General features: G+C 45.4%; 14 protein-coding genes, 1 tRNA gene and 1 pseudogene. 4 read left to right on the top strand and 12 right to left on the bottom strand.

All coding sequences use genetic code 11. From position 1 onward, the window contains the following. Nucleotides 1–111: 111 nt before the first annotated feature. The 4 genes from P4D80_RS00230 to P4D80_RS00245 form a co-directional block, all read right to left on the bottom strand. Nucleotides 112–1,014, bottom strand: a complete 903-nt coding sequence (locus P4D80_RS00230; protein WP_421656858.1) for a glycosyltransferase family 2 protein — start codon at nucleotides 1,012–1,014, stop codon at nucleotides 112–114. Between the two features lie 417 nt (nucleotides 1,015–1,431). Continuing rightward, nucleotides 1,432–2,085, bottom strand: a complete 654-nt coding sequence (locus P4D80_RS00235) for a PIG-L deacetylase family protein (protein WP_421656859.1) — start codon at nucleotides 2,083–2,085, stop codon at nucleotides 1,432–1,434. A 4-nt stretch (nucleotides 2,086–2,089) separates the two neighbouring features. Beyond that, on the bottom strand, nucleotides 2,090–2,902 hold the full coding sequence (locus P4D80_RS00240; protein ID WP_421656860.1) for a sugar phosphate nucleotidyltransferase: 813 nt from the start codon (nucleotides 2,900–2,902) through the stop codon (nucleotides 2,090–2,092). A gap of 193 nt (nucleotides 2,903–3,095) precedes the next feature. Beyond that, the gene (locus P4D80_RS00245; RefSeq protein WP_421656861.1) at nucleotides 3,096–4,016 is read right to left on the bottom strand and encodes a DUF4910 domain-containing protein; all 921 of its coding nucleotides are present in this window, start codon (nucleotides 4,014–4,016) and stop codon (nucleotides 3,096–3,098) included. 52 nt (nucleotides 4,017–4,068) lie between these two features. Between P4D80_RS00245 and P4D80_RS00250 the strand changes: the two are divergent. Continuing rightward, nucleotides 4,069–5,206 (top strand): annotated as a pseudogene (locus P4D80_RS00250) (IS3 family transposase). 99 nt (nucleotides 5,207–5,305) lie between these two features. Here the strand turns inward: P4D80_RS00250 and P4D80_RS00255 are convergent. The 8 genes from P4D80_RS00255 to gshA all read right to left on the bottom strand — a co-directional run bounded on the left by P4D80_RS00255 (nucleotide 5,306) and on the right by gshA (nucleotide 14,548). Beyond that, a complete protein-coding gene (locus tag P4D80_RS00255; protein ID WP_421656862.1) occupies nucleotides 5,306–5,722 on the bottom strand; it encodes a DUF2172 domain-containing protein in 417 nt (138 codons plus the stop codon). A 74-nt stretch (nucleotides 5,723–5,796) separates the two neighbouring features. Beyond that, the gene (gene rfbC, locus P4D80_RS00260) at nucleotides 5,797–6,342 is read right to left on the bottom strand and encodes a dTDP-4-dehydrorhamnose 3,5-epimerase (RefSeq protein ID WP_421656863.1); all 546 of its coding nucleotides are present in this window, start codon (nucleotides 6,340–6,342) and stop codon (nucleotides 5,797–5,799) included. Nucleotides 6,343–6,344: 2 nt separating this feature from the next. Next, entirely contained in the window at nucleotides 6,345–7,622 is a 1,278-nt protein-coding gene (locus P4D80_RS00265; RefSeq protein ID WP_421656864.1) for a methyltransferase domain-containing protein, read from the bottom strand. Between the two features lie 57 nt (nucleotides 7,623–7,679). After that, nucleotides 7,680–8,747, bottom strand: a complete 1,068-nt coding sequence (gene rfbG / locus P4D80_RS00270) for a CDP-glucose 4,6-dehydratase (RefSeq protein WP_421656865.1) — start codon at nucleotides 8,745–8,747, stop codon at nucleotides 7,680–7,682. An 887-nt stretch (nucleotides 8,748–9,634) separates the two neighbouring features. Then, a tRNA-Met gene (locus P4D80_RS00275) sits at nucleotides 9,635–9,707 on the bottom strand. 113 nt (nucleotides 9,708–9,820) lie between these two features. Then, nucleotides 9,821–11,965, bottom strand: coding sequence for a peptidoglycan DD-metalloendopeptidase family protein (locus P4D80_RS00280; RefSeq protein ID WP_421656866.1), 2,145 nt, complete (start codon nucleotides 11,963–11,965; stop codon nucleotides 9,821–9,823). Between the two features lie 800 nt (nucleotides 11,966–12,765). Then, the gene (locus tag P4D80_RS00285; protein ID WP_421656867.1) at nucleotides 12,766–13,230 is read right to left on the bottom strand and encodes a tRNA (cytidine(34)-2'-O)-methyltransferase; all 465 of its coding nucleotides are present in this window, start codon (nucleotides 13,228–13,230) and stop codon (nucleotides 12,766–12,768) included. Between the two features lie 169 nt (nucleotides 13,231–13,399). Next, nucleotides 13,400–14,548: a glutamate--cysteine ligase gene (gshA, locus tag P4D80_RS00290; RefSeq protein WP_421656868.1), complete on the bottom strand. Its 1,149-nt coding sequence runs from the start codon at nucleotides 14,546–14,548 to the stop codon at nucleotides 13,400–13,402. 451 nt (nucleotides 14,549–14,999) lie between these two features. On the opposite strand from gshA, the gene P4D80_RS00295 reads away from it, so the two are divergent. The 3 genes from P4D80_RS00295 (at nucleotide 15,000) to P4D80_RS00305 (ending at nucleotide 19,519) form a co-directional block, all read left to right on the top strand. Then, on the top strand, nucleotides 15,000–16,556 hold the full coding sequence (locus P4D80_RS00295; protein ID WP_421656869.1) for an ammonium transporter: 1,557 nt from the start codon (nucleotides 15,000–15,002) through the stop codon (nucleotides 16,554–16,556). A gap of 348 nt (nucleotides 16,557–16,904) precedes the next feature. After that, a complete protein-coding gene (locus P4D80_RS00300) occupies nucleotides 16,905–17,768 on the top strand; it encodes an SGNH/GDSL hydrolase family protein (protein WP_421656870.1) in 864 nt (287 codons plus the stop codon). Between the two features lie 203 nt (nucleotides 17,769–17,971). Continuing rightward, nucleotides 17,972–19,519, top strand: coding sequence for a SagB/ThcOx family dehydrogenase (locus tag P4D80_RS00305; RefSeq protein ID WP_421656871.1), 1,548 nt, complete (start codon nucleotides 17,972–17,974; stop codon nucleotides 19,517–19,519). Nucleotides 19,520–19,535 lie beyond the last annotated feature (16 nt).

Genomic DNA, 19,535 nt, shown 5'->3' on the forward strand with positions numbered 1-19,535 from the left:
TCTTCATTCTGCAAACCTGACATACTCCCACAAGATTACCTTTTAGGACAGCTTATTTCCGATGAAGTCTAATCCACAATCCTAAATTTTAGTACTCCAAGGGATGAAAATTTAATTTGGATAATGAACGAAATATTTAGCTGCTGCAAGCAAATCTTCCTTCAAGCCATGCCGCTTCTCGTACAACCAGGTTGGGATATGTCGCCAACATGAGAGGCGCTCATGCCAGCTTAAAGAAGCGTCCCACACCGAAGCACAATGTTTTTTAAGCATTCTCCAACGAGGCAAGTCGATACTTCCATCCTGTTTTGAGCTGAAGAATGAACCATAAGCTTGAAGTCCCGCCTCTGCTACAATCGCTGAACCCTGCATTGAATGCCTTCTGTTGAAAAATAAATATTCTGGGATCTCGTAAAATCGTCCCAAAAGACTCAATCTTGCCAGAAAAGCATTGTCCGAGGATTGGAAATTTCCTAGAGGAGGAACTTTTTTAAGAATGCTAGACCGCATTACTCCATATATCTGGTAGCACCGATACTCATAGAGAATGATGTCACGGAAACGCTCATTTGGTTTCAACGAATCAGCTTTTTGAGTGGCATTATATTTGCCAACAATCTTCCCATCCTTATCTATAAGAGTTGTTTTTGCGTAACACAGAATGACAGATTCATCTTGCTGTAGTATCTCTACACATCGCTGTAGATAGTCAGGAGAGTGAAGGTCATCGTGAGCAGCCCACTTGAAAAACTCTCCTCTAGATAACTGGAAGGTTAGGTTATGATTAGGAATAGCTCCAATATTTTGCTCATTTCGATAGTAACGAATACGATTATCTTTTATAGAATATTCTTTACAAATTTCTTCTGTTTTATCTATAGATGCATTATCTGAAATGATTAGCTCGAAATCTGTAAAGGTCTGGACTAATAGTGAGTCAATGGCTTCTCTCAAATAAGCTTCACCATTGAACACAGGTAATCCAATACTGACTCTAGGATTCTGAATCACCATAAATTTGCAAGACCTCAACTCATTATCATATATTCTAAGGGCGCATTAACCCTAATAACTCATAACAACAAATGAAACCTAGAAAGAAATGAAACCTAGAAAGAGCTATAAACAAAGTAACTACAACAAAGGAAAACAGAGTGATCTCATTCCTTCTATTGAAAAATCTGTTACCTTGAGATGTGATAATAAATAACATCTGATACCAAAACAGAAGAATCCTATGTTTTCTCATAGGATGATAGAAAATTGAGCACTACTCCTTCACAGGCAATCGAAAAGAATTGAAAATCTTGATATTTTATCTAACAACTTAACAACTTTACCCGAGAAACGCCTAGGCTAATTCTTTTCATAACTCATCCCTCCATTAATTAGTGAGAGTATTGACCATTAATTAGTGAGAGTATTGATTAGTTAGAGTAAAGCTTTTCTACAATAAAAAGCTTCAGCATATTTGGTGACAGAATTTGATTCTATCCCACGAAGTCGGAGAATAGATAAAAATGTATCTTCCGAAAACCAGATTCGACTCTTTTGAGTTTCAAATATATCAATAATATATTGTACTTTTTTATAGGAAATATCCTGACTTAGAGGAATAAAAAAGTTAGGAGCTCCCAGGTCCCCATCGTATTTAGGGATTTCATACTCAAGGATTAGATGATCTCTGAAGCTGTTCCATGTAAGATCGGAAATTAAACGATGATCTTGATGTCTGTCATCTCGATAATGAGTGAAAATTAAGTCCGGATTGAACTCTTGTTTCAATTGCTCAAAGTACTCTTTGATTTCAGCACCAATAAATGGGAAGAAACTATTCCTGAAGTTCTGAATAACAATGTTTTCAACTCTTGAGCCCTGGAGGAATAGATTGGCCCCTCTAATTGCTTCTTTTGCTCTCGCCTCATTTGAACTAAAAACTACCCAGTAAAATATCAAATTATTACATTCCTGAATTAGTCTCAAAATTGTACCGCCACAACCAATTTCAATATCATCACAGTGGGCGCCTAAGCAGAGCACTCTAAACTCTGATTGCTCTGGTTGACTCAAGCTTAATTTGAGCATATCGTTATACCCTCACTGGTTGTTTGTGATTAGTTCCTTCGGATGTTTTCCAAACCTCCCAGCAAGCCTCACCTCGAGCATAAAGATCATCTAACATTTGTTTCTCTTTAAAGGTATCCATGCAGGCCCAAAAACCGTTGTAATCATAGGCCAACAACAGCTTCTTCTGAATTAACCGCTGAAAAGGTTCAAGTACTAGCTCTTCACCTTCTTGCATGAAATCAAAAATCTCTTTCTTGAAAGCAAAAAAACCACCATTGATTCGAAGGTTAGAGCTAGTAACTGGTTGAATATCTGAAACAATACCATTTTCGTGGGTTGAGACAACATGGAAAGTCTGGTTGGGTTTAACTGACAGAAAGCTCGCAATCACGTCCTTGTGCAAGAAGTTATCGACATAATGATCAAGAGGCAAATCAGTCAACCCATCACTATAATTCGCAAGGAAAACATCCTCATTACTTAGATGTTTCTCAATAGCTTTCAACCTTTGACCAATATTTGAATAAAGCCCTGTATCAACAAAGGTAATTTTCCAATCTTGAATATCACTGTTTAACATCAGCAATTGCCTCCCTCCACCGGAAAGCACAAAGTCATTAGAAATACATTCATCGTAATTTAGAAAGTAGCTTTTAATATAATCGGCTTTGTAACCAAGGCATAAAATAAAATCTTTATGCCCATAGTGGGCATAGTATTTCATAATATGCCATAGAATTGGTCGATAGCCAATATTAACCATTGGTTTTGGAATTGTTTCTGAATAATCTCTTAACCTCGTTCCCAAACCACCACAAAACAAAACGACCTTCATTTTTATTTCCTCCTTAGTTAATGCTTTACTTTTTCCAGTTTTTCGATGGCCTTATGCTGATATCTGTAACTTCAGCAGTTGGTGATAAGCTTAAGGAATTTAGTATTGGCTCTGTAATATCTTCCGGCTACACCAACTTAAGTTTTGGTAGTTTGATTTAGAACTCATAGCTTACTTTCTAAAATTTAGTTCCTTATTTAACTTGGCATGAAGGATTTCCAAAGTTCTTCTTGACCTTTATGTGTATATGTTTTTTTAAAACCTCTAGTAAATTGGCCTCTTTTAATTTCTCAGTAATCTGATGAATTAAGCGAAAACTTATATCTGATCTTTCTGCTATATCCAATAGGGAATGTGTACCATCAGAATAATTAAGTACCCATAACATGGTTATTTCGCTGGTCTTTTTATCCTGCTCTCCGCCAAGTGTTCCATAGAGTCCTCGTTTACCCAGCTGAGGCTCACACTTTGGATTCCTATTCACATAAACCCTGTTGTTTTCTAGAACACTAATAATCTCTAAGTATTTTGTAAACGAATCTGATAAACATGCAGGTTTGACAAAATTCAAGTCATCTGCCGAGGTGTGATACTCGACATACTTCCCAAAGGGAGTTCTAGTTAAACGCCCAACTGGCAAATTAAACCCGGGAGAGCAATACTGACGTTCATCGTACCCGTAGGGCGAAAAAGCTTCAATTGAATACTCCTGACCTGAATGTTTCAAAACATGGATTACGGCTCGATCAATCTCTGCATCACCACGCCGGCTCTGCTTATAAGTCATTATCCCAGGGTCTCCCACCCCTGATATAACTAAGCCATGTTTGATGTGATGAGTTTTATTTTCATTTAAGGCCAGCCAGGTAATTGAGCCAATAGTGCCAGGAATAAATAAAAAACGATAGGAATATCGTCTCGGCAATGTAGTTAGATGCTTGGCAAGAAATGTTGCCAGAACATTGCCAGAAAGGTTGTCATTACAAAGAGAGGGATGACAGATATGGCAAGAAAATAGTACTTCGTCTTCGGTCTCTCCCGGAAGGTAATACTCTCCATAGGTGAGATACCCATCTTCAAGGGATGAGTCGATATAAACTTTGAAATGCCCCAATTTTCGGACAGGAGGCTAAGAGTAGTATCCTTGTTCTTGAGAGGGGGCAATTATGGCAGCAAAGCGTCGTCAATACAGCGCAGAATTCAAAGCAAAAGTCGTCCTGCAAGTGCTCAGTGGCGAGAAAACATCGAGCGATTTGTGTCGAGCGCACAAATTGAACGCGAATGTACTGAACCGCTGGCGCAAAGAATTTCTGGAACAAGCACCGAGCATTTTTGAGCGGGGTGAAGCGGGCAGTGAGCAGGAACAGAAGATCGCTGAGCTAGAGCGACTGGTGGGACAGTTGACGGTACAGCTTGAGATTGCAAAAAAAGCATCGAGTTACTTGAGCCTGGACAAAAACGGGAGGCGGTAATGCACTTCAGCCAGACGTATCCCATTGCAACAGTATGTGAGGTGTTGAACTACCCGCGCAGTCAGGTCTACTACGAACCACAGCCTGCAAAAGACGAAATCGAGATCAAAACTGCCATCGTCAAGCTCTGTGGGCAACACCCAACATATGGCTATCGTCGCATCACCGCAATGCTGAAACGACAGGGACATGAGGTCAACCACAAGCGGGTAGCTCGATTGATGCGGGAGTTAGGATTGGCGGGCGAACCTCCGGTCAAGCGAAAACGCACCACCAACAGCAACCACGAATTCAAGCGGTATCCCAACCTGGTAATGAATTTAGCGATCGAGCGACCGGATCAGGTTTGGGTGGGAGATATTACATACATCAGGCTGCAACAGGAGTTTGTGTATTTGGCTGTGTTGATGGATGTGTTTACGCGCAACATTCGGGGTTGGCATTTGGCAAGAAGCATGGATGTGAGCTTAACGATCACTGCCTTGAACAAGGGGCTAGTGAGGGACGACCGGAAATCCATCATACCGATCAGGGCGTGCAGTATGCGGCAAACGAGTATGTAAGATTGCTGCAACAGCACGGGGTTAAGCTAAGCATGGCGGAAGTGGGGCAGGCATGGCAGAACGGGTATGCAGAGCGACTGATGAGAACGATCAAAGAGGAAGAAGTTGACTTGTCAGAGTATCGCAATTTCACAGAAGCGTATGAACAGATTGAGCAGTTTTTGGAGAATGTATATATGAACAAGAGAATACATTCGTCATTAGGATATCTAACACCAGATGAATATGAAAAGAGATGGCATGAACAACAAAAGAAGAATGTGATATAAAAGAAAAAACTTCCTTAAAGTCTTCGATCTTCTGTCCGAATCTAAGGGTTCACTTCACTTCGTATTCTCCATCCTCAAGGGTTTGTAGAGTATTGTGGCTCAGGCAAAAGCCCAGTTTTCCTCGTAATAGGAAGTGCGGTAAGGAATCCAGTCAGGATATTCGGGTATTGTAAACAGATGCTCTTTTAACTTTGATAAAGGCATTGTTTCGTGAAGAGGTATGCTGTAGTTGAGAAGGTGTAAGTTGGATTTCTGGAAATCAATTACCTTTATTCCCTGGTTGTTTTTTACATAGGCATCGCGTACATTCCACTCCTTTGGTATTGTCCAGTCAAAGACTTGAGTACCTGTAGGAACTTCGTGAATTTCCAGGGGAATAAACTGCTGCAAAACATGTAACGTCTTCCGTACACCATCACCTGTGATACTGCGGCAAATGGGGTATAGGTCAGAGATGAGCTGATACATCTCTAATCCAAGCGTATGGGAATCGGGGAGGTCTGAATAGATATTCATATAGCCAACCTGATGTGGATTTGCGAAGTTGGGCCATCAACGATAAGTCTTGAAACTCAAGCTGATATAGCCCGTCACTTGAGCAAACTATCGGGAGTGTAGTCAGGATATTCTTGATCGCGCGAAGAAATCAGGGTAACTTCTTCGGGCCAGTCAATCTTAAAGCTTGGGTCATTCCAACGAAATCCGCGGGCAGAGTTGGGAGTATAGTAATCTGACATTTGGTAAAAAATTTCAGTATTATTTACACAGGTTTGAAATCCGTGGGCAAACCCTTTAGGAATATAAAGAGCTTTACGATTTTCAGCGGTCAATTCAACTGCAAACCATTGCAGATAGGTGGATGAGTCTGGACGCAAATCAACGATGACATCATAAATAGCTCCCTGGGTGCAACGCACTAACTTGGTTTCTGCAAAGGGAGGGGCTTGGAAGTGCATGCCCCGTACTGTTCCTTTTTTGTGGTTAAACGAGATGCTACACTGCACCAGGTTAGGATCAAGTCCCTGATCCATAAACTCCTGTTGACACCAGGTTCGGGCAAAGAAGCCTCGTTGATCTTCCAGCCTTTCTGGTTCAATAATGTAAGCATCTGGGAGTGGTGTAGAAATGAAATGCATCTCTAGGAATAGATCTTGACTTCAGGAATCGGTACAACGAACTGCCCTCCCCACTCCCGGATGCTACTCATCTGCTCCATGATTTCGTCTTTGAAATTCCAGGGCAGGATAAGAACGTAATCGGGCTTCGTTTCCTGGATTTTGCTAGGAGGGTAGATGGGAATGTGGGTTCCGGGTAAAAACTTGCCGTGCTTATAGGGATTTCGATCAACCGTGTAGTCCAGAAAATCAGTCCGGATGCCGCAGTAGTTGAGGAGGGTATTGCCTTTGCCGGGCGCACCATAACCTGCGATCGCTCTCCCTTCTCGTTTGGCTTTGATTAGAAAATCGAGAAGCTTACGTTTGGTTTCCCGTACTTGTTCTTCAAAGTTTGTATAACGTTCAAGAGTTGTGAAGCCAGCTTGTTCTTCACATTGTCTCAGTTCGATGGCGCGATCGCTTATTGGTTTAGAGCTATCGTTTTGATGACGTGCATAAATACGAATTGATCCACCATGGGTAGGTAGTTCTTCTACATCAAAGAGAACCATGCCATGGGCGGCAAAGATTTTTTCCAGAGTAGTGAAGGTGTGATAACAAAAATGCTCGTGATAGATAGTATCAAACTGATTGGCTTCCATCAGTCGCATCAGGTGTTGGATTTCGCCAGTAAAAACACCTTGAGGTTTCAGCAGAATCTTGATTCCTGCGATAAAGTCATTCAAATCTGGTACGTGTGCCAGTACATTGTTAGCCGCTATTAAGTCAGCCTGCTTGCCCTGCTGCACCAGCTTGCGGGCACATGCCTGCCCAAAGAATTCATTTAAGGTGGGAATACCTTTAGCAATTGCAACTTTAGCAATATTAGTTGCAGGCTCAATTCCCAGAGAAGGAATGTTTTTTTCTACAAAGTATTGCAACAGATAGCCATCATTGCTAGCAAGTTCAATCACCTGACTGGTTCCGTTGAGATTAAACCGCTCAACCACTTGATCGGTATACGCCTTGCATTGCTTCAACCAGGTATCTGCGTAGGATGAAAAATAGGCATATTCTGTAAAGATATGCTCTGGGCTAACGTATGCCTCTAACTGCACCAAAAAACAATGGTCGCAAACACGTACGTGGAGAGGATAAAACACTTCCATCTGGTTAAGTTGCTCAAGGCTCAAGTAGCTCTCGCAGAGAGGAGACATCCCCAGATCCACAAATGTATGGTGCAGTGGAGTTTCACAAAATCGGCATAGCGGCGCTTTCTGCGTTAATTCGTCTCTAGCTTGTAAGGTTTCAGCCTGCTGCATTACACGTTGTCTCCAGGAATGGGGTTAAGTTTTCAAAAGTACTGTCGAACCATCAATCTAGTGATGGAGGAGCTGAGTGATTGTGGCTCTAGTAACTTGCTGCATATCAGCACCTGACTGATAGGCCTTTGCCCATTCAACAATTTGTTCTAAACTCTGTGCCAGAGAAACTCTGGGTTCCCAACCTAGTTTTAGACGTGACTTTGCACAATCTAAACTAAGAGAGTTGGCTTCATGAGGGTGGTGAGCCTGATCTTGCTCCCAAGTTGTGCCATCGCCCCAAAGGTTTAGCAATTGCTCGGCTAACCAGCCTACTGGTTTGATATCGGATTCATAAGGACCAAAATTCCAGGCTTCTGCAAAGGCAGGGCCGTTGTGATAAAGTTTCTCTGCCAGCATTAAGTAGCCATTCAGAGCATCCAGCACATGCTGCCAAGGGCGTGTTGCATAAGGATTGCGAATTAAAACACGTTGCTTTTGCAAAAGAGCTTGAACAATGTCTGAAACTAACCCATTGGGAGTCCAGTCACCGCCGCCAATCACATTGCCAGCGCGGGCAGTGGCGATCGCAACCCCATGTTCTAGATAATTAATGGGATTGAAGAAAGAATTGCGGTAAGCTGCAGTAACTAATTCGGAACAAGCTTTGCTGTTGCTGTATGGATCATAACCACCAAGGGAATCATTTTCACGGTAACCCCAGACCCACTCTTTATTTTCATAACACTTATCAGAGGTTATATTCACGACAGCTCGAACCCCGCCTACCTGTCGAATTGCTTCTAAAAGATAGACAGTACCCATCACATTTGTTTGATAAGTAGAAACGGGATCTAAATAGGATATACGCACTACAGACTGAGCCGCCATATGAATAACAATTTCTGGCCGGAAGTCAGCAATTACCTGGTGTAGATGCTTACTTTCACACACATCCCCAATAACGGAAACCATGCCGTTTGCTACACGAGCGACTTCAAACAAACTAGGATTAGTGGGTGCTTGCAGCGCATATCCTAATAGGTTGGCTTCAGCCATTTGTAGCCAGAGGGACAGCCAGCTGCCTTTAAAGCCTGTATGCCCTGTCAGTAATACTCGCTTTCCCCTCCAAAAATTGGGATCCATTGCAGTATCTCTCAATATCAAAATTGCGAACTCAGTAGGAACGTAACTTAAAGCAGTTTCCGGAGTACACCGCTTTGAAAATTAGAGCTATAAACATTTACTCCCATATTATTGGTAGCCTTCCAAAGGCTATAAATAAGATGAAGGAGTGATATGAAAATGGAGAAAGCCAGGCGACTAAACTAGAGGAAATAGAGTCAAAGAATGATTGAAAAATATAGACGTTGACAGTGGTGAACGTAATTTAACAAACAACGTGACTCCGTAGTTATCCTTATATTTGAGTAGATATGAGTGATATTTTTAGTCATAGATAATAAATTATCCAGTGTTATCCTGGTATCTTTACTGATTCTTGATAAGGGATGGATTTTCCTGAAAGAAAACAAAATCCTACTATTGTATAGTTGTTTCAAGAGTCAGTATGTGTAGCTGTCACACTTGGCTCAGCTGACCAACCTTTTGAAAATATGAAAATTTTGAGATGGGTTGGAACAGTATGACCTGTACAAGGTTAGATTTCATGCCTCAACCCAACGTTTGATTCAAAGTCTGGTCAATCAATCAGCATAAGGACCCAATGCTAATGGGTCATTTGTCTCGAATATAGCCATTACAGATCTCCAGGTACAGTTTTTTTAAAGGAGGCTGTCTTTTCAGGGATGGCGATATTCATGCCAATTGACCCATTAATGGACGATGGCATTAGTCCAATAATCATTGGATTGGGGAGTGGGGAGTAGGAGGGAGCCAGAATGGTATCCGTATTCCCGCCGTGCTGTACTAGTTCAAATTCATTAGGCAGCAGTTGGCAGCAATATGACAAATTTCATGAACTAATTAAGAGAGGATGAAATTCCCGTTAGCTATAAAAGATACTTTAGCAATGGCTCAGGCGGGATTTGAACCTGCGACCTTGGGCTTATGAGTCCCCTGCTCTAACCACTGAGCTACTGAGCCTTAATGAGTGGCTTTAATAAATTAACACAACAGCATGACCTCTGGCTATACCAGCGAAAAGGGGAGTTGATAGCCCCCCTCCCCTTTTCGCGTCAACAGGAGTTTAAACCTCTTCAGGCACCGGCCCTGGGCAGGTAGGCCATCGGATTGACGGCTCCGTGACCCGGTAGGTGAACTTCAAAGTGACAGTGGGGACCTGTACTGTAACCAGTACTTCCCATTTCAGCAATCTGCTGGCCCTGCTCAACTCGTTGTCCCTGACGTACCAGGATACGATTATTGTGAGCATAAAGGGTTACGCTACCATCAGCATGCTGGATCTCAACGAGGTTGCCGTAACCTCCGGAGTTCCATCCAGCTGTAATCACAACGCCAGGTGCAGCAGCAAGAATCGGGGTACCTGTGGGTGCTGCGATATCAATTCCCTTGTGCATCCGTCCCCAACGCCAACCGTATCCTGAGGTTAGAACACCTTTCGTAGGCCAGATATAGCCGTTAAACTTGCCGGAGTTTCCAGGTAGGTAGGTGTCTACAGAACCCAGGGGAGGAAGATCGGGGGAAACCATTTTCCCTAGTGAGGAAGGCAAGAGGGGTTCGTAGTTTTCAGAACCCAGGGAGGAAGTTGCCACTAGCTGAGACGAAGCAGGGGAGAGAGAAGAAACTGAGGGAGCTTCTCTAGACGCTTCGACAGTTCTGGCTCTTGCCTTGGTTTGTAAGCGCCGAACTTGCGATCGCAAAGACTCGGTATACCGGGCTGGGCTAAACTCTGGGTTAATCGATGGAGAATCCTGCTCCGGGATAGAAATGGTTCCAGATGTTAAGGAAACAGCTGCTACTTTAGTGTTCAACCGGGCGGCAAATTGAGGATCAGCCCCCGAATTTTTGTATTTTTCCCGCAGCCTGACGATTTCGAGCCTCAAATTCTCAACATAGTTATGCTTTAAACTTGAGGTACCTGCTCCAGCCTGGATAGGACTTCCGTCCACAAAAGAAGAAGTAGCAACCTTCAAATCAGATGCGGAAGAGTCCAGAGATGCTGAGCCAACTGTAGCTTCAGCACTTTCACCACCCATTGCTACTGGTTCTGGCGGAACAGAGGCAATTTTTGCTTGAAACTCAGACTTCGTCGGTTGCTGAAACTGAGGGCTGGCTGAAATGAGAAGCGAGTCAGACCGGGTATCAGACGTAATCACTGGCACTACAGCTTTATCAGCCTTTGGTGCCATTGCCACCAAATTAGGAAGTGTGAGGGACTTACTTGCCGAGCCAATCTCAGAGGAAGAAGAAGCTTTCCGCTGAGGAATGACCAAAACCTGGCTAACCAGGATCAGATTGGGGTTCGTGAGCTTGTTTGCGTCTGCCAGCTCTTTCTGAGAAATTCCGTATGCTCGGGCGATCGCACTCAACGTTTCACCCGCAACGACCCGGTGAGTAGCTGAGGGTTCGCTCGTCTGAGAATTAAGGCGAATATCAGGAATCTCTGAAGGTGAGGCAACTGAAGGAGATGTAGAAGTTGGAGTAGACTCCTGAGTTGTAGCCTTCATTTTGGAAAGGCTGACACGGAGCTCCTCACGCTTCTGCTTCAGAAAATCTAAGGCTGCATCTTGTTCAGCTTTTAGCTCGACATCAGGGCGAACTTCATTGGATGCAGGAGATAGCTCAGGTTCAATTTCTCTGACAAGCCCGTAGTAGCTAGGCATTGGACGATCAACTTCAGGTGTAATCGTGCTGGCAATGCGATTGTCTCCTGGAATCTTGAGAACCTGCCCCACACGAAGTACTGCATCCAACGGAATTCCGTTGACGGTTGCTACAGTAACTGTATCAACTCCGTAGAACTGAGCCAATTTCCAGAGGGTTTCTCCCTCCTGAACTGTATGCTCGACCAGCACACCTCCCGACAAACCAGTGGATTGGGAAGAAGAGGTGACATCGTCTCCCGAAGAAACGGCTGCCACATCAAAGGTCGAAGGATTTGTAGCAACGGTAGGTTCGCCTGAAACTGGTTCTGCTGCGATCGCCTCATCGCCTTGATGAGCTAGCAACAGGCCATGGGCACCCATAGAAATTGCTGCTAATCCAATCATTGCGGCAGAGGTGCGGGAACGGCGGTTGACCTCTGGAAGAGCCTGTTTAGATTGATCTACCACTCCATCATCTTCAGTGATGTAGGAAGGAACAGGCTTAACCTTCTGCGGAAATGCTCGTTTCAAAAAACGACCTCCTAAATGTCCAGCGTTTAACTGTCCTCGAGTCATTCAAACGATTCACCAATCAATGATCTGGATCGCATGATAAAGAGGATCTGAATCACCAAGGGAAAACACACTTAGGCAAGATTACCTCGCTTTTTCGATTTAGACAAGTTTACATAAGTGGGAAAAATCGATACCAGCCTTTAGAAAAGCCGATAGTTGATCTTTCCCAACTATTGCCAACTTGTTAACCATTGGCAAACCCAAGTTATACATTCTGGTTGGACGATTCGTAGCAAGTGCCTTAGTGACGCTTGCTAGGTGACCAATCAAACCAGGTAAAACTGTAAATTGCCGCTTCGAGAAAAGCATAGGCATTTAACTTGCCTGAGACCGAATACACAGTTCACTTAGCTACGTTGAAGGTAGCTTTATGAACCTTTTACAGGTGGATGAAATTAAACATCCGCCTTAAGGTTGTGAACTTTATCACAAATTCAAAGTAAAGGTAAGAATTGACAGAAAGCTTAAAAAGTGTGAAAGGGCTCTCCTGTTTCATTAAGAATTCGGCAATCAAAGAGTTTTGAACTCTTTTAAGTAGTAAAAAAAACTGTACTCAACTCCCGCGCTTAAGATAGAAATTTCTTATTACTCACTACTCTCCTTGGTATTCTGGTTAACAGTTTGGCTCGCGACCTATAGCAGTAGGGATGGTCAATTGTTGCGGGTATATTTTTAGATGCATATATATAGATACAGTTTTTTATATAGATGCAGTTTTTTATAGATACAGTTTTCTGTTGAGCGGATGTGTTTAACCCTAACCCTTCGTATCAGAGACAACCTGTATGTAGTATGGGTTTCTACTCTTCTAGATAACCAAGCTGGCGGCGGGCTTCAAACAAGCCAACGGCAACACTGACCGAAAGATTAAGGCTACGAACTCCAGACTGAGCCATTGGGATACGTAGAGTTGTGTTGCAGCGAGCAAGAACATCTGGTGGCAGCCCGGTAGTTTCACTTCCAAATAAAAGCCAGTCATTGGGGTGAAAGTTGAACTTGATATAACTACAGCGTCCAGAAGTGCTGAAGCCGATCCAGCGACCCTCTTGAGACTGCCAGAATGATTGAAATTCTGCGATGGAATGGTGATAGCGCAGCTTGACATAGGTCCAATAGTCCAGCCCTGCCCGTTTGAGGTAGCGATCGCTGATTTCAAAACCCAGCGGCCCTACCAGATGCAGTTCAGTATCAGTTGCTGCACAGGTACGGGCAATATTTCCCGTATTGGGTGGAATTTGTGGGTGAACGAGAACAACCCTCAACATCACTTTCAGAACTCAAGGCCCATGGAAACGGCCTACCCATTTCAACTCTTGACTAGCGAGGATTGATAGTTTTTTTTAATATTTACCGATGTTTAAGTATGCTATTAGATACTTTAAATCTACCTAGTTTCCTCCTGTTGGAGGAAATCGTTCTCCTCTCTTTCCACAATTAAGCCACAAGTGGCTGGCAGAGACTATCTCGCAGGGCAAATTCCTGGGCAGCGGTTGCGAGAATGGCCTGCTGCATCACCTGTCTCACATCGGTTCCCTGTTGATGAAGGGTTAACCATTTCTGTGCTTCGTTACCTTCCCGCAAAATTTTTTTCAACGGTAACAGGAAACAGCTAAAGCCCTGCTTCTTCGCAATCCCCCAGACTTCCTGATAGATCTGCTCAACCCACGCCCTTGCCTGAATGGGACCACCATCCTTCCAATGTTTCAGTTCAGCATCTAAACTCAGGCGAGAGGCCGCGATTTCGTTTGCGTCAGTCAGGGTCAGCAGGTCTTGCGCTCGGCTTGCTGCAGGCAGTTGACTCATTTTCAGCGGGTCAAGGTCGGGGTTTTCTAACATTTGGATCAGACGGGCTTCCAGTAATGCAGTGATAGCAAGTAGAGAAACCGGATCAGAAATCAGGTCACAGATTCTGAGTTCCAGTCGATTCAGATTATAGGGGCGGCGATCGCCATTGGGACGTACCGACGCCCAGAGATGGCGAACATTTTGCATGGTGCCAGCAGCTAGCTGCTGTTCCGTCCAGTGAATGAAGTGAGCATGGCTCTCAAACAGAGGAACATGGGTGGGAGTTTTGGGAAACAATCCCCAACGAGTGGAGTGGTAGCCCGTCACTTTTCCATCTAAAAATGGGGAAGACGCACTGAGTGCCAGAAATAAGGGGGCCTCTACTCGAACCAGGCGACATGCCTGTAACAGCATCTCTGGATCGGAAATTCCGATATTAATATGAACACTGGCCGTGACAACGCGGGTGCCATAGGTCTGCTCGATGTAGGTGTGATAAGGGTTTTCAGGGTCAGAGCGGTGAAAGCGATCGCTTCCTCCCAGGGCAAGGGTGCTGCCAGGAATGAGCGTATAGCCTCCCAGGTCGGTTAAGTACTTCCGCAGACGAATACGAGGACGCAGCAGATCGCACAGTAATCGTTCGTAACGGTAGCAGGGAGGAGTTGTGTATTCGACGTTGCGGCTGTCTGGTTCCCGCACAAAACCATCCAGCGATGCCACAATCTTGTCTGATAGTCCAACAATGTCGCCCTCAGGGGTGCTGGTATACATCTCAACTTCAAACCCTTTCGACAGCATAGCGTGGTCTCCCTGGATGAGCGGTGGTTTTTCCGTAAACAGTTGTTTCCCTTTCCAATTTGGTGTTTCCCTTTCCAATTTGGACTTACCGCAGTGGCAAGATCTCACTCTTCAGTATCGGGGAAAAAGCAAACTACTTGATTATTTAGTTGAATAACTTAAGTGTTTTCACAATCTATTTGTTTGAAAAGATACGGATCTCCTCCGCTAAACTTTGGTGCAATCACTTCATTGGGGCATTACTCAAGTTATGGTTTACACTACCTATTTTCATCTGATAACGAATAAACTCTGGCCTAGCTGATTTCCTACTCATCGCCTATTGTCTCTGTAGCAGTTAGAACGTGTGGAGATTCATTTGAAATGTTTCGCTCTATACTATTTTGATCTGAACCTACCAAGTGCATGACCCACTTTGTTTGCAACGTGTCGCAAGGAAGTCTCGCTAACAATGTCTACATTTAGGCCCTACAAAAGGTGGAGAAATAACCGTCGGCGTTCTTCTGCCACTACAGCTCAAGCGCTATTCCCAATGGGGCAGGAATACCCCAAACTGGTTGCTAGAGGTTACAGGAAAAACAGCCTCAAACCTTTGCCAAAGCTGGCTTTAGTGTTTGGGCTAATGCTAGTTGCGATCGCGGTCATGGTTTTTTGGGCAGGTCCCATGACCAATACGGCGGTTGCTCAGGATACCGCAGCCAAAGTCTGGGCAGCTAATACAGGGGATACTGCCTGGATCATGATCTCTTCCGCGCTGGTCCTATTTATGACACCGGGTTTGGCTTTTTTTTATGGTGGTCTGGTGCGATCGCGCAACGTACTCAACACCATGATGATGAGTCTGGCGGCAATGGCGATCGTGGGGGTTCTCTGGGTTCTCTGGGGCTACAGTCTGGCGTTTGATGTCACCCTGGCAGAGGGGCAGACCTTTGCCGATGGTATTCAAAAGTTTATTGGGGGTCTTGGCTGGCTGGGTTTGAATCAAGTAGCGTTTGACGCTGCTGATCCTGTAGGTTATGCGCCAACCATTCCGCATATGTTGTTCATGCTGTACCAGATGACCTTCGCAATTATTAGCGTGGCGCTGGTCTCTGGGGCGATCGTGGAGCGCATTTCCTTTAAAGCTTTCTTCTGGTTCATCATTCTGTGGTCTACCTTTATCTACAGCCCACTTGCCCATATGGTTTGGGGTAGGGGCTTGCTGGGGGCAATGGGTGCCCTCGATTTTGCTGGCGGAACGGTTGTTCATATTAGCTCCGGGATTTCCGCACTGGTTGCGGCCTGGATGTTAGGACCACGGAAAGACTGGATGGTAAAGCCGATTATTCCCCACAACGTCCCTTATGTTCTTTTGGGTGTTGGTATCCTTTGGTTTGGCTGGTTTGGTTTTAATGGCGGCAATGCCCTCAGTGCTGGTTCACTCGCCACTGTTGCTCTGGTTGCCACAACAGTATCGGCAGCGGCAGGAGGGTTTGCCTGGGCAGTGGCAGAGTGGCTTTTGAAAAGCAAGCCAACCGCTATTGGAATCGGGAGTGGTTTTGTTGCCGGTTTGGTAGGAATTACTCCAGCCGCAGGTTTTGTTAATCCATTGTCGGCGATCGCGATCGGAGTGCTTACATCCCTGGCTTGCTTCTTTGCCGTCAACTTGAAAGCCAGGCTTCAATTTGATGATTCACTGGACACCTTTCCAGTACACGGAATTGGTGGTACCGTCGGTGCAATTTTAACGGGTTTCTTCGCAAATCGAGCTGTGAACCCTGCTGGCTTTAATGGTTTATTGTTTGGCAACCCCAATCAGTTAACGATTCAGGTTGTCGCCGTACTGATTACCTGGATTATTGCTGGAGTCGGCACCTGGATCATTCTTCAAATTCTTTCGCGCTTTATGGAGCTGCGCGTCTCCCAACAGGTTGAAGAGGAAGGGTTGGATATTCATTTGCACGGTGAAGAAGCCTACGGTGAAGAAATTGCAGGCGAAATTTCCTTTGCCAGGCGTCGTTCGGACTAAGGTGGGGATTAGGAGGGAGCCAGAATGGTATCCGTATTCCTGCTGTGCTGTACTAATGGTTCACTAAAGGAACTTTGCCTGGTTATCTAAACCCCAAAAATAAACTCATGGGGGTTTTGAAGGGTTTACCTTCAAAATTTGCTTGGCAGCCTACCAGGCGCAATTAAATTAAGGATAATTTCGTGGGGTGGAAGGGGTGAAGCCCTTGCCTTAGAGCGCAGCTCCACTCCCCCTTTACAATTAATAATGGTTACCTACTTATGACCGAGGGATATTTTTTTGCGGAAGATCGCCATAAGGGGCGGGTTTGCCTCTAAAATCTGACTCAAACAACGCTAAATCTGAGATGTGCATAGGCATTTTCTGACGCTGCCAAAATGGGTAATTTTATTAGCAACGGGCGGTGGGTCTTTGGCGCTGGTAGCTCTGCTGCTGAACCGCTTCAGTTTACCAGCATCTTTCCAGGTGAATACTTCAGTTCCCCAGACAGAGTTGGGTGTTGCTTCGTCTGAGTTCGATCTGGGGCCGCGCCATCAGCTCACCTATAAGCAATGGGTTGATCTGCTACAGCGGGAAGCCAGGGTAGCCGCTGATCAACGCCCCAAACGGTTGACTATTTTGGCAGGGGATTCCCTCAGTCTCTGGTTTCCTCAAGAACTGCTACCTGTTGGTTTCACATGGTTGAATCAGGGAATTTCGGGAGAAACATCCTATGGCCTATTGCGGCGGTTAAAGCTATTCGATGCGACCCACCCCGATACCATCTTTATCATGATTGGCATCAATGATCTTATTCGAGGTGTGCGTGAGGAAACCTTGCTGGCAAACCAGCGAGAAATTGTGCGTCATTTAAAGGTAGCGCATCCCCATGCCCAAATTGTGGTTCAGTCGATTCTACCCCATGGCGGCACACTGCTTCTGGATGAGCAATACCGCCGTGCAGTTCAGCGGAACCAGCAACCGCCCCCCTGGGTCGATCGCCTCTATCTCATTCCAAACCACTACATACGGGAACTGAACAAACATTTGGCCGCGATCGCCCGACAAGAAAAAGTGGAGTATTTAGATTTGCACACCCATTTCACCAATGAGAAAGGGGACATGCGACCGGATTTAACAACAGATGGTCTCCATCTCAGCTCCCAGGGATACAAGGTCTGGCGATCGCAACTGGAACTCTTCTTCAAGGCTGAAATGAGGGGTAAAGGGTGAAGAGTATAACCCTTCTCAGGGGGGTGAGGTAGAGTGAAGATGCACTGCACTCTTACTCTACCTTACACTCCCGTACCTCATTCATAATGAAAACTTCTATAGACTATAGATGGGTGGATGAGTGGACGAGTGTTGCCCTCTTCAAACTGGCATGTTTGAGTGGGGTAGTGTCAAGATGAAAGCGAACCCTTCCTAGCTATGCCATGCCTGACTCGACGGCATCGATCGCCCAGCACTACCACGAGCGAACCAAATACGATCCTCAAACGATTAACGCCAAGAGCAAAGCCCCCGACTGGAGCCAGCAGCCCACTCCGTTTAAGGAGTACAAAATTGGTTCAACTTTTGACCTAAAGCCATACCTGCAAATTGATGCAACATTTGACTCGGACACTCCAAATGCTGGCTGGTGGTGCAGGCTCTCCTGGTTACTCTATAGCAGCTATGGTTTGACAGGCGAGATTTCCATACCAGACAACCCTCACTACTTGAGAGCGGCTCCATCCGCAGGGGGACTGTATCCCGCAGAAATTTATCTGATTTCCCGTGGCACGCCTCTCCTGCCTGCTGGACTGCATCATTATCATGTACGCACCCATTCTTTGATGCATTTTTGGGAGAGCGATGTTTGGACGAAACTGCAAACTGCATGTTTCTGGCACCCCGTCCTGGAAAATACCCAACTGGCGCTGGTCATAACGGCTGTTTTCTTCCGTTCTGCCTGGCGCTACCAGGATCGGGCTTACCGCCGGATCTTGCTGGACTGTGGGCATTTACTTGGCAATATCGAACTGGCGTGCGCCATGAATGACTACCGTCCCCACCTGATTGGTAGCTTTATGGATGAAGCCATTGACCAAATTCTTTATCTGGATGCTGAGCAGGAGGGAGCGATCGCCATTGTTCCGCTGGCAGACCTGCTGGAAGTCAAGCAAAATCTGCCCCTGGCACGAACCATCCTGCCAGCCCCTATCCATACCCATTATCCTTCCATTCCTGATGGGCAGTTACTCAGCTATTTCCACCGGGCAACCCAGATGCCGCTCAACTCCAACACCAAAGTTAACTGGAAGCTCTCAACGGTAGAAGGGCAACGGGCAGATAAATACAACTTTCCCTTTTGTTTGAAGGTGTCTACAACGGCTCCCCCCATTCCCTGGGGAGAGAATCTGGAAGGGTTGCAAAACACGATTTTGCGACGGCGTTCCACCCGCGCTTACACTAGTGAAGCCCTTACCCTGAATGAACTAAAAGCCCTGCTCGACTTTACATACCACCCCAGTCACTATATCGAACAGGGATTGGACGCCTCGCCCGATTATTGTGACCTTAACCTGGTAGAAACGTTTATTGCAGTTTCCTCCGTCACCGGCTTGGAAGAAGGCTGCTACTACTACGCCCCCAAAACCCAGGAATTGCGGCAAATCCGTTTCAAAAACTTTCGCAAAGAATTGTATTACCTCTGCCTCTGGCAAGAATTGGGACGGGATGCTGCGGCTGTCCTGTTCCATACAACAGATCTGAAGACAGCAGTAGCAGAATATGGCGATCGCGTCTACCGCTATCTGCATTTAGATGCCGGGCACCTAGGGCAGCGCCTGAACTTGGCCGCAATTTATTTGGGATTAGGCGTCAGTGGCATTGGCGGCTTTTTTGATGACCAGGTTAATGAGGTGCTTGGCATTCCCGCTGATGAAGCGGTTCTTTATATCACCACCCTGGGCCGTCCCAGACAGAAGAAGGGAGGGTGAGGAGCTGGTAGGAAAG

This window comes from Leptothermofonsia sp. ETS-13, from assembly GCF_049200465.1.
Lineage (GTDB): Bacteria > Cyanobacteriota > Cyanobacteriia > Leptolyngbyales > Leptolyngbyaceae > Leptothermofonsia.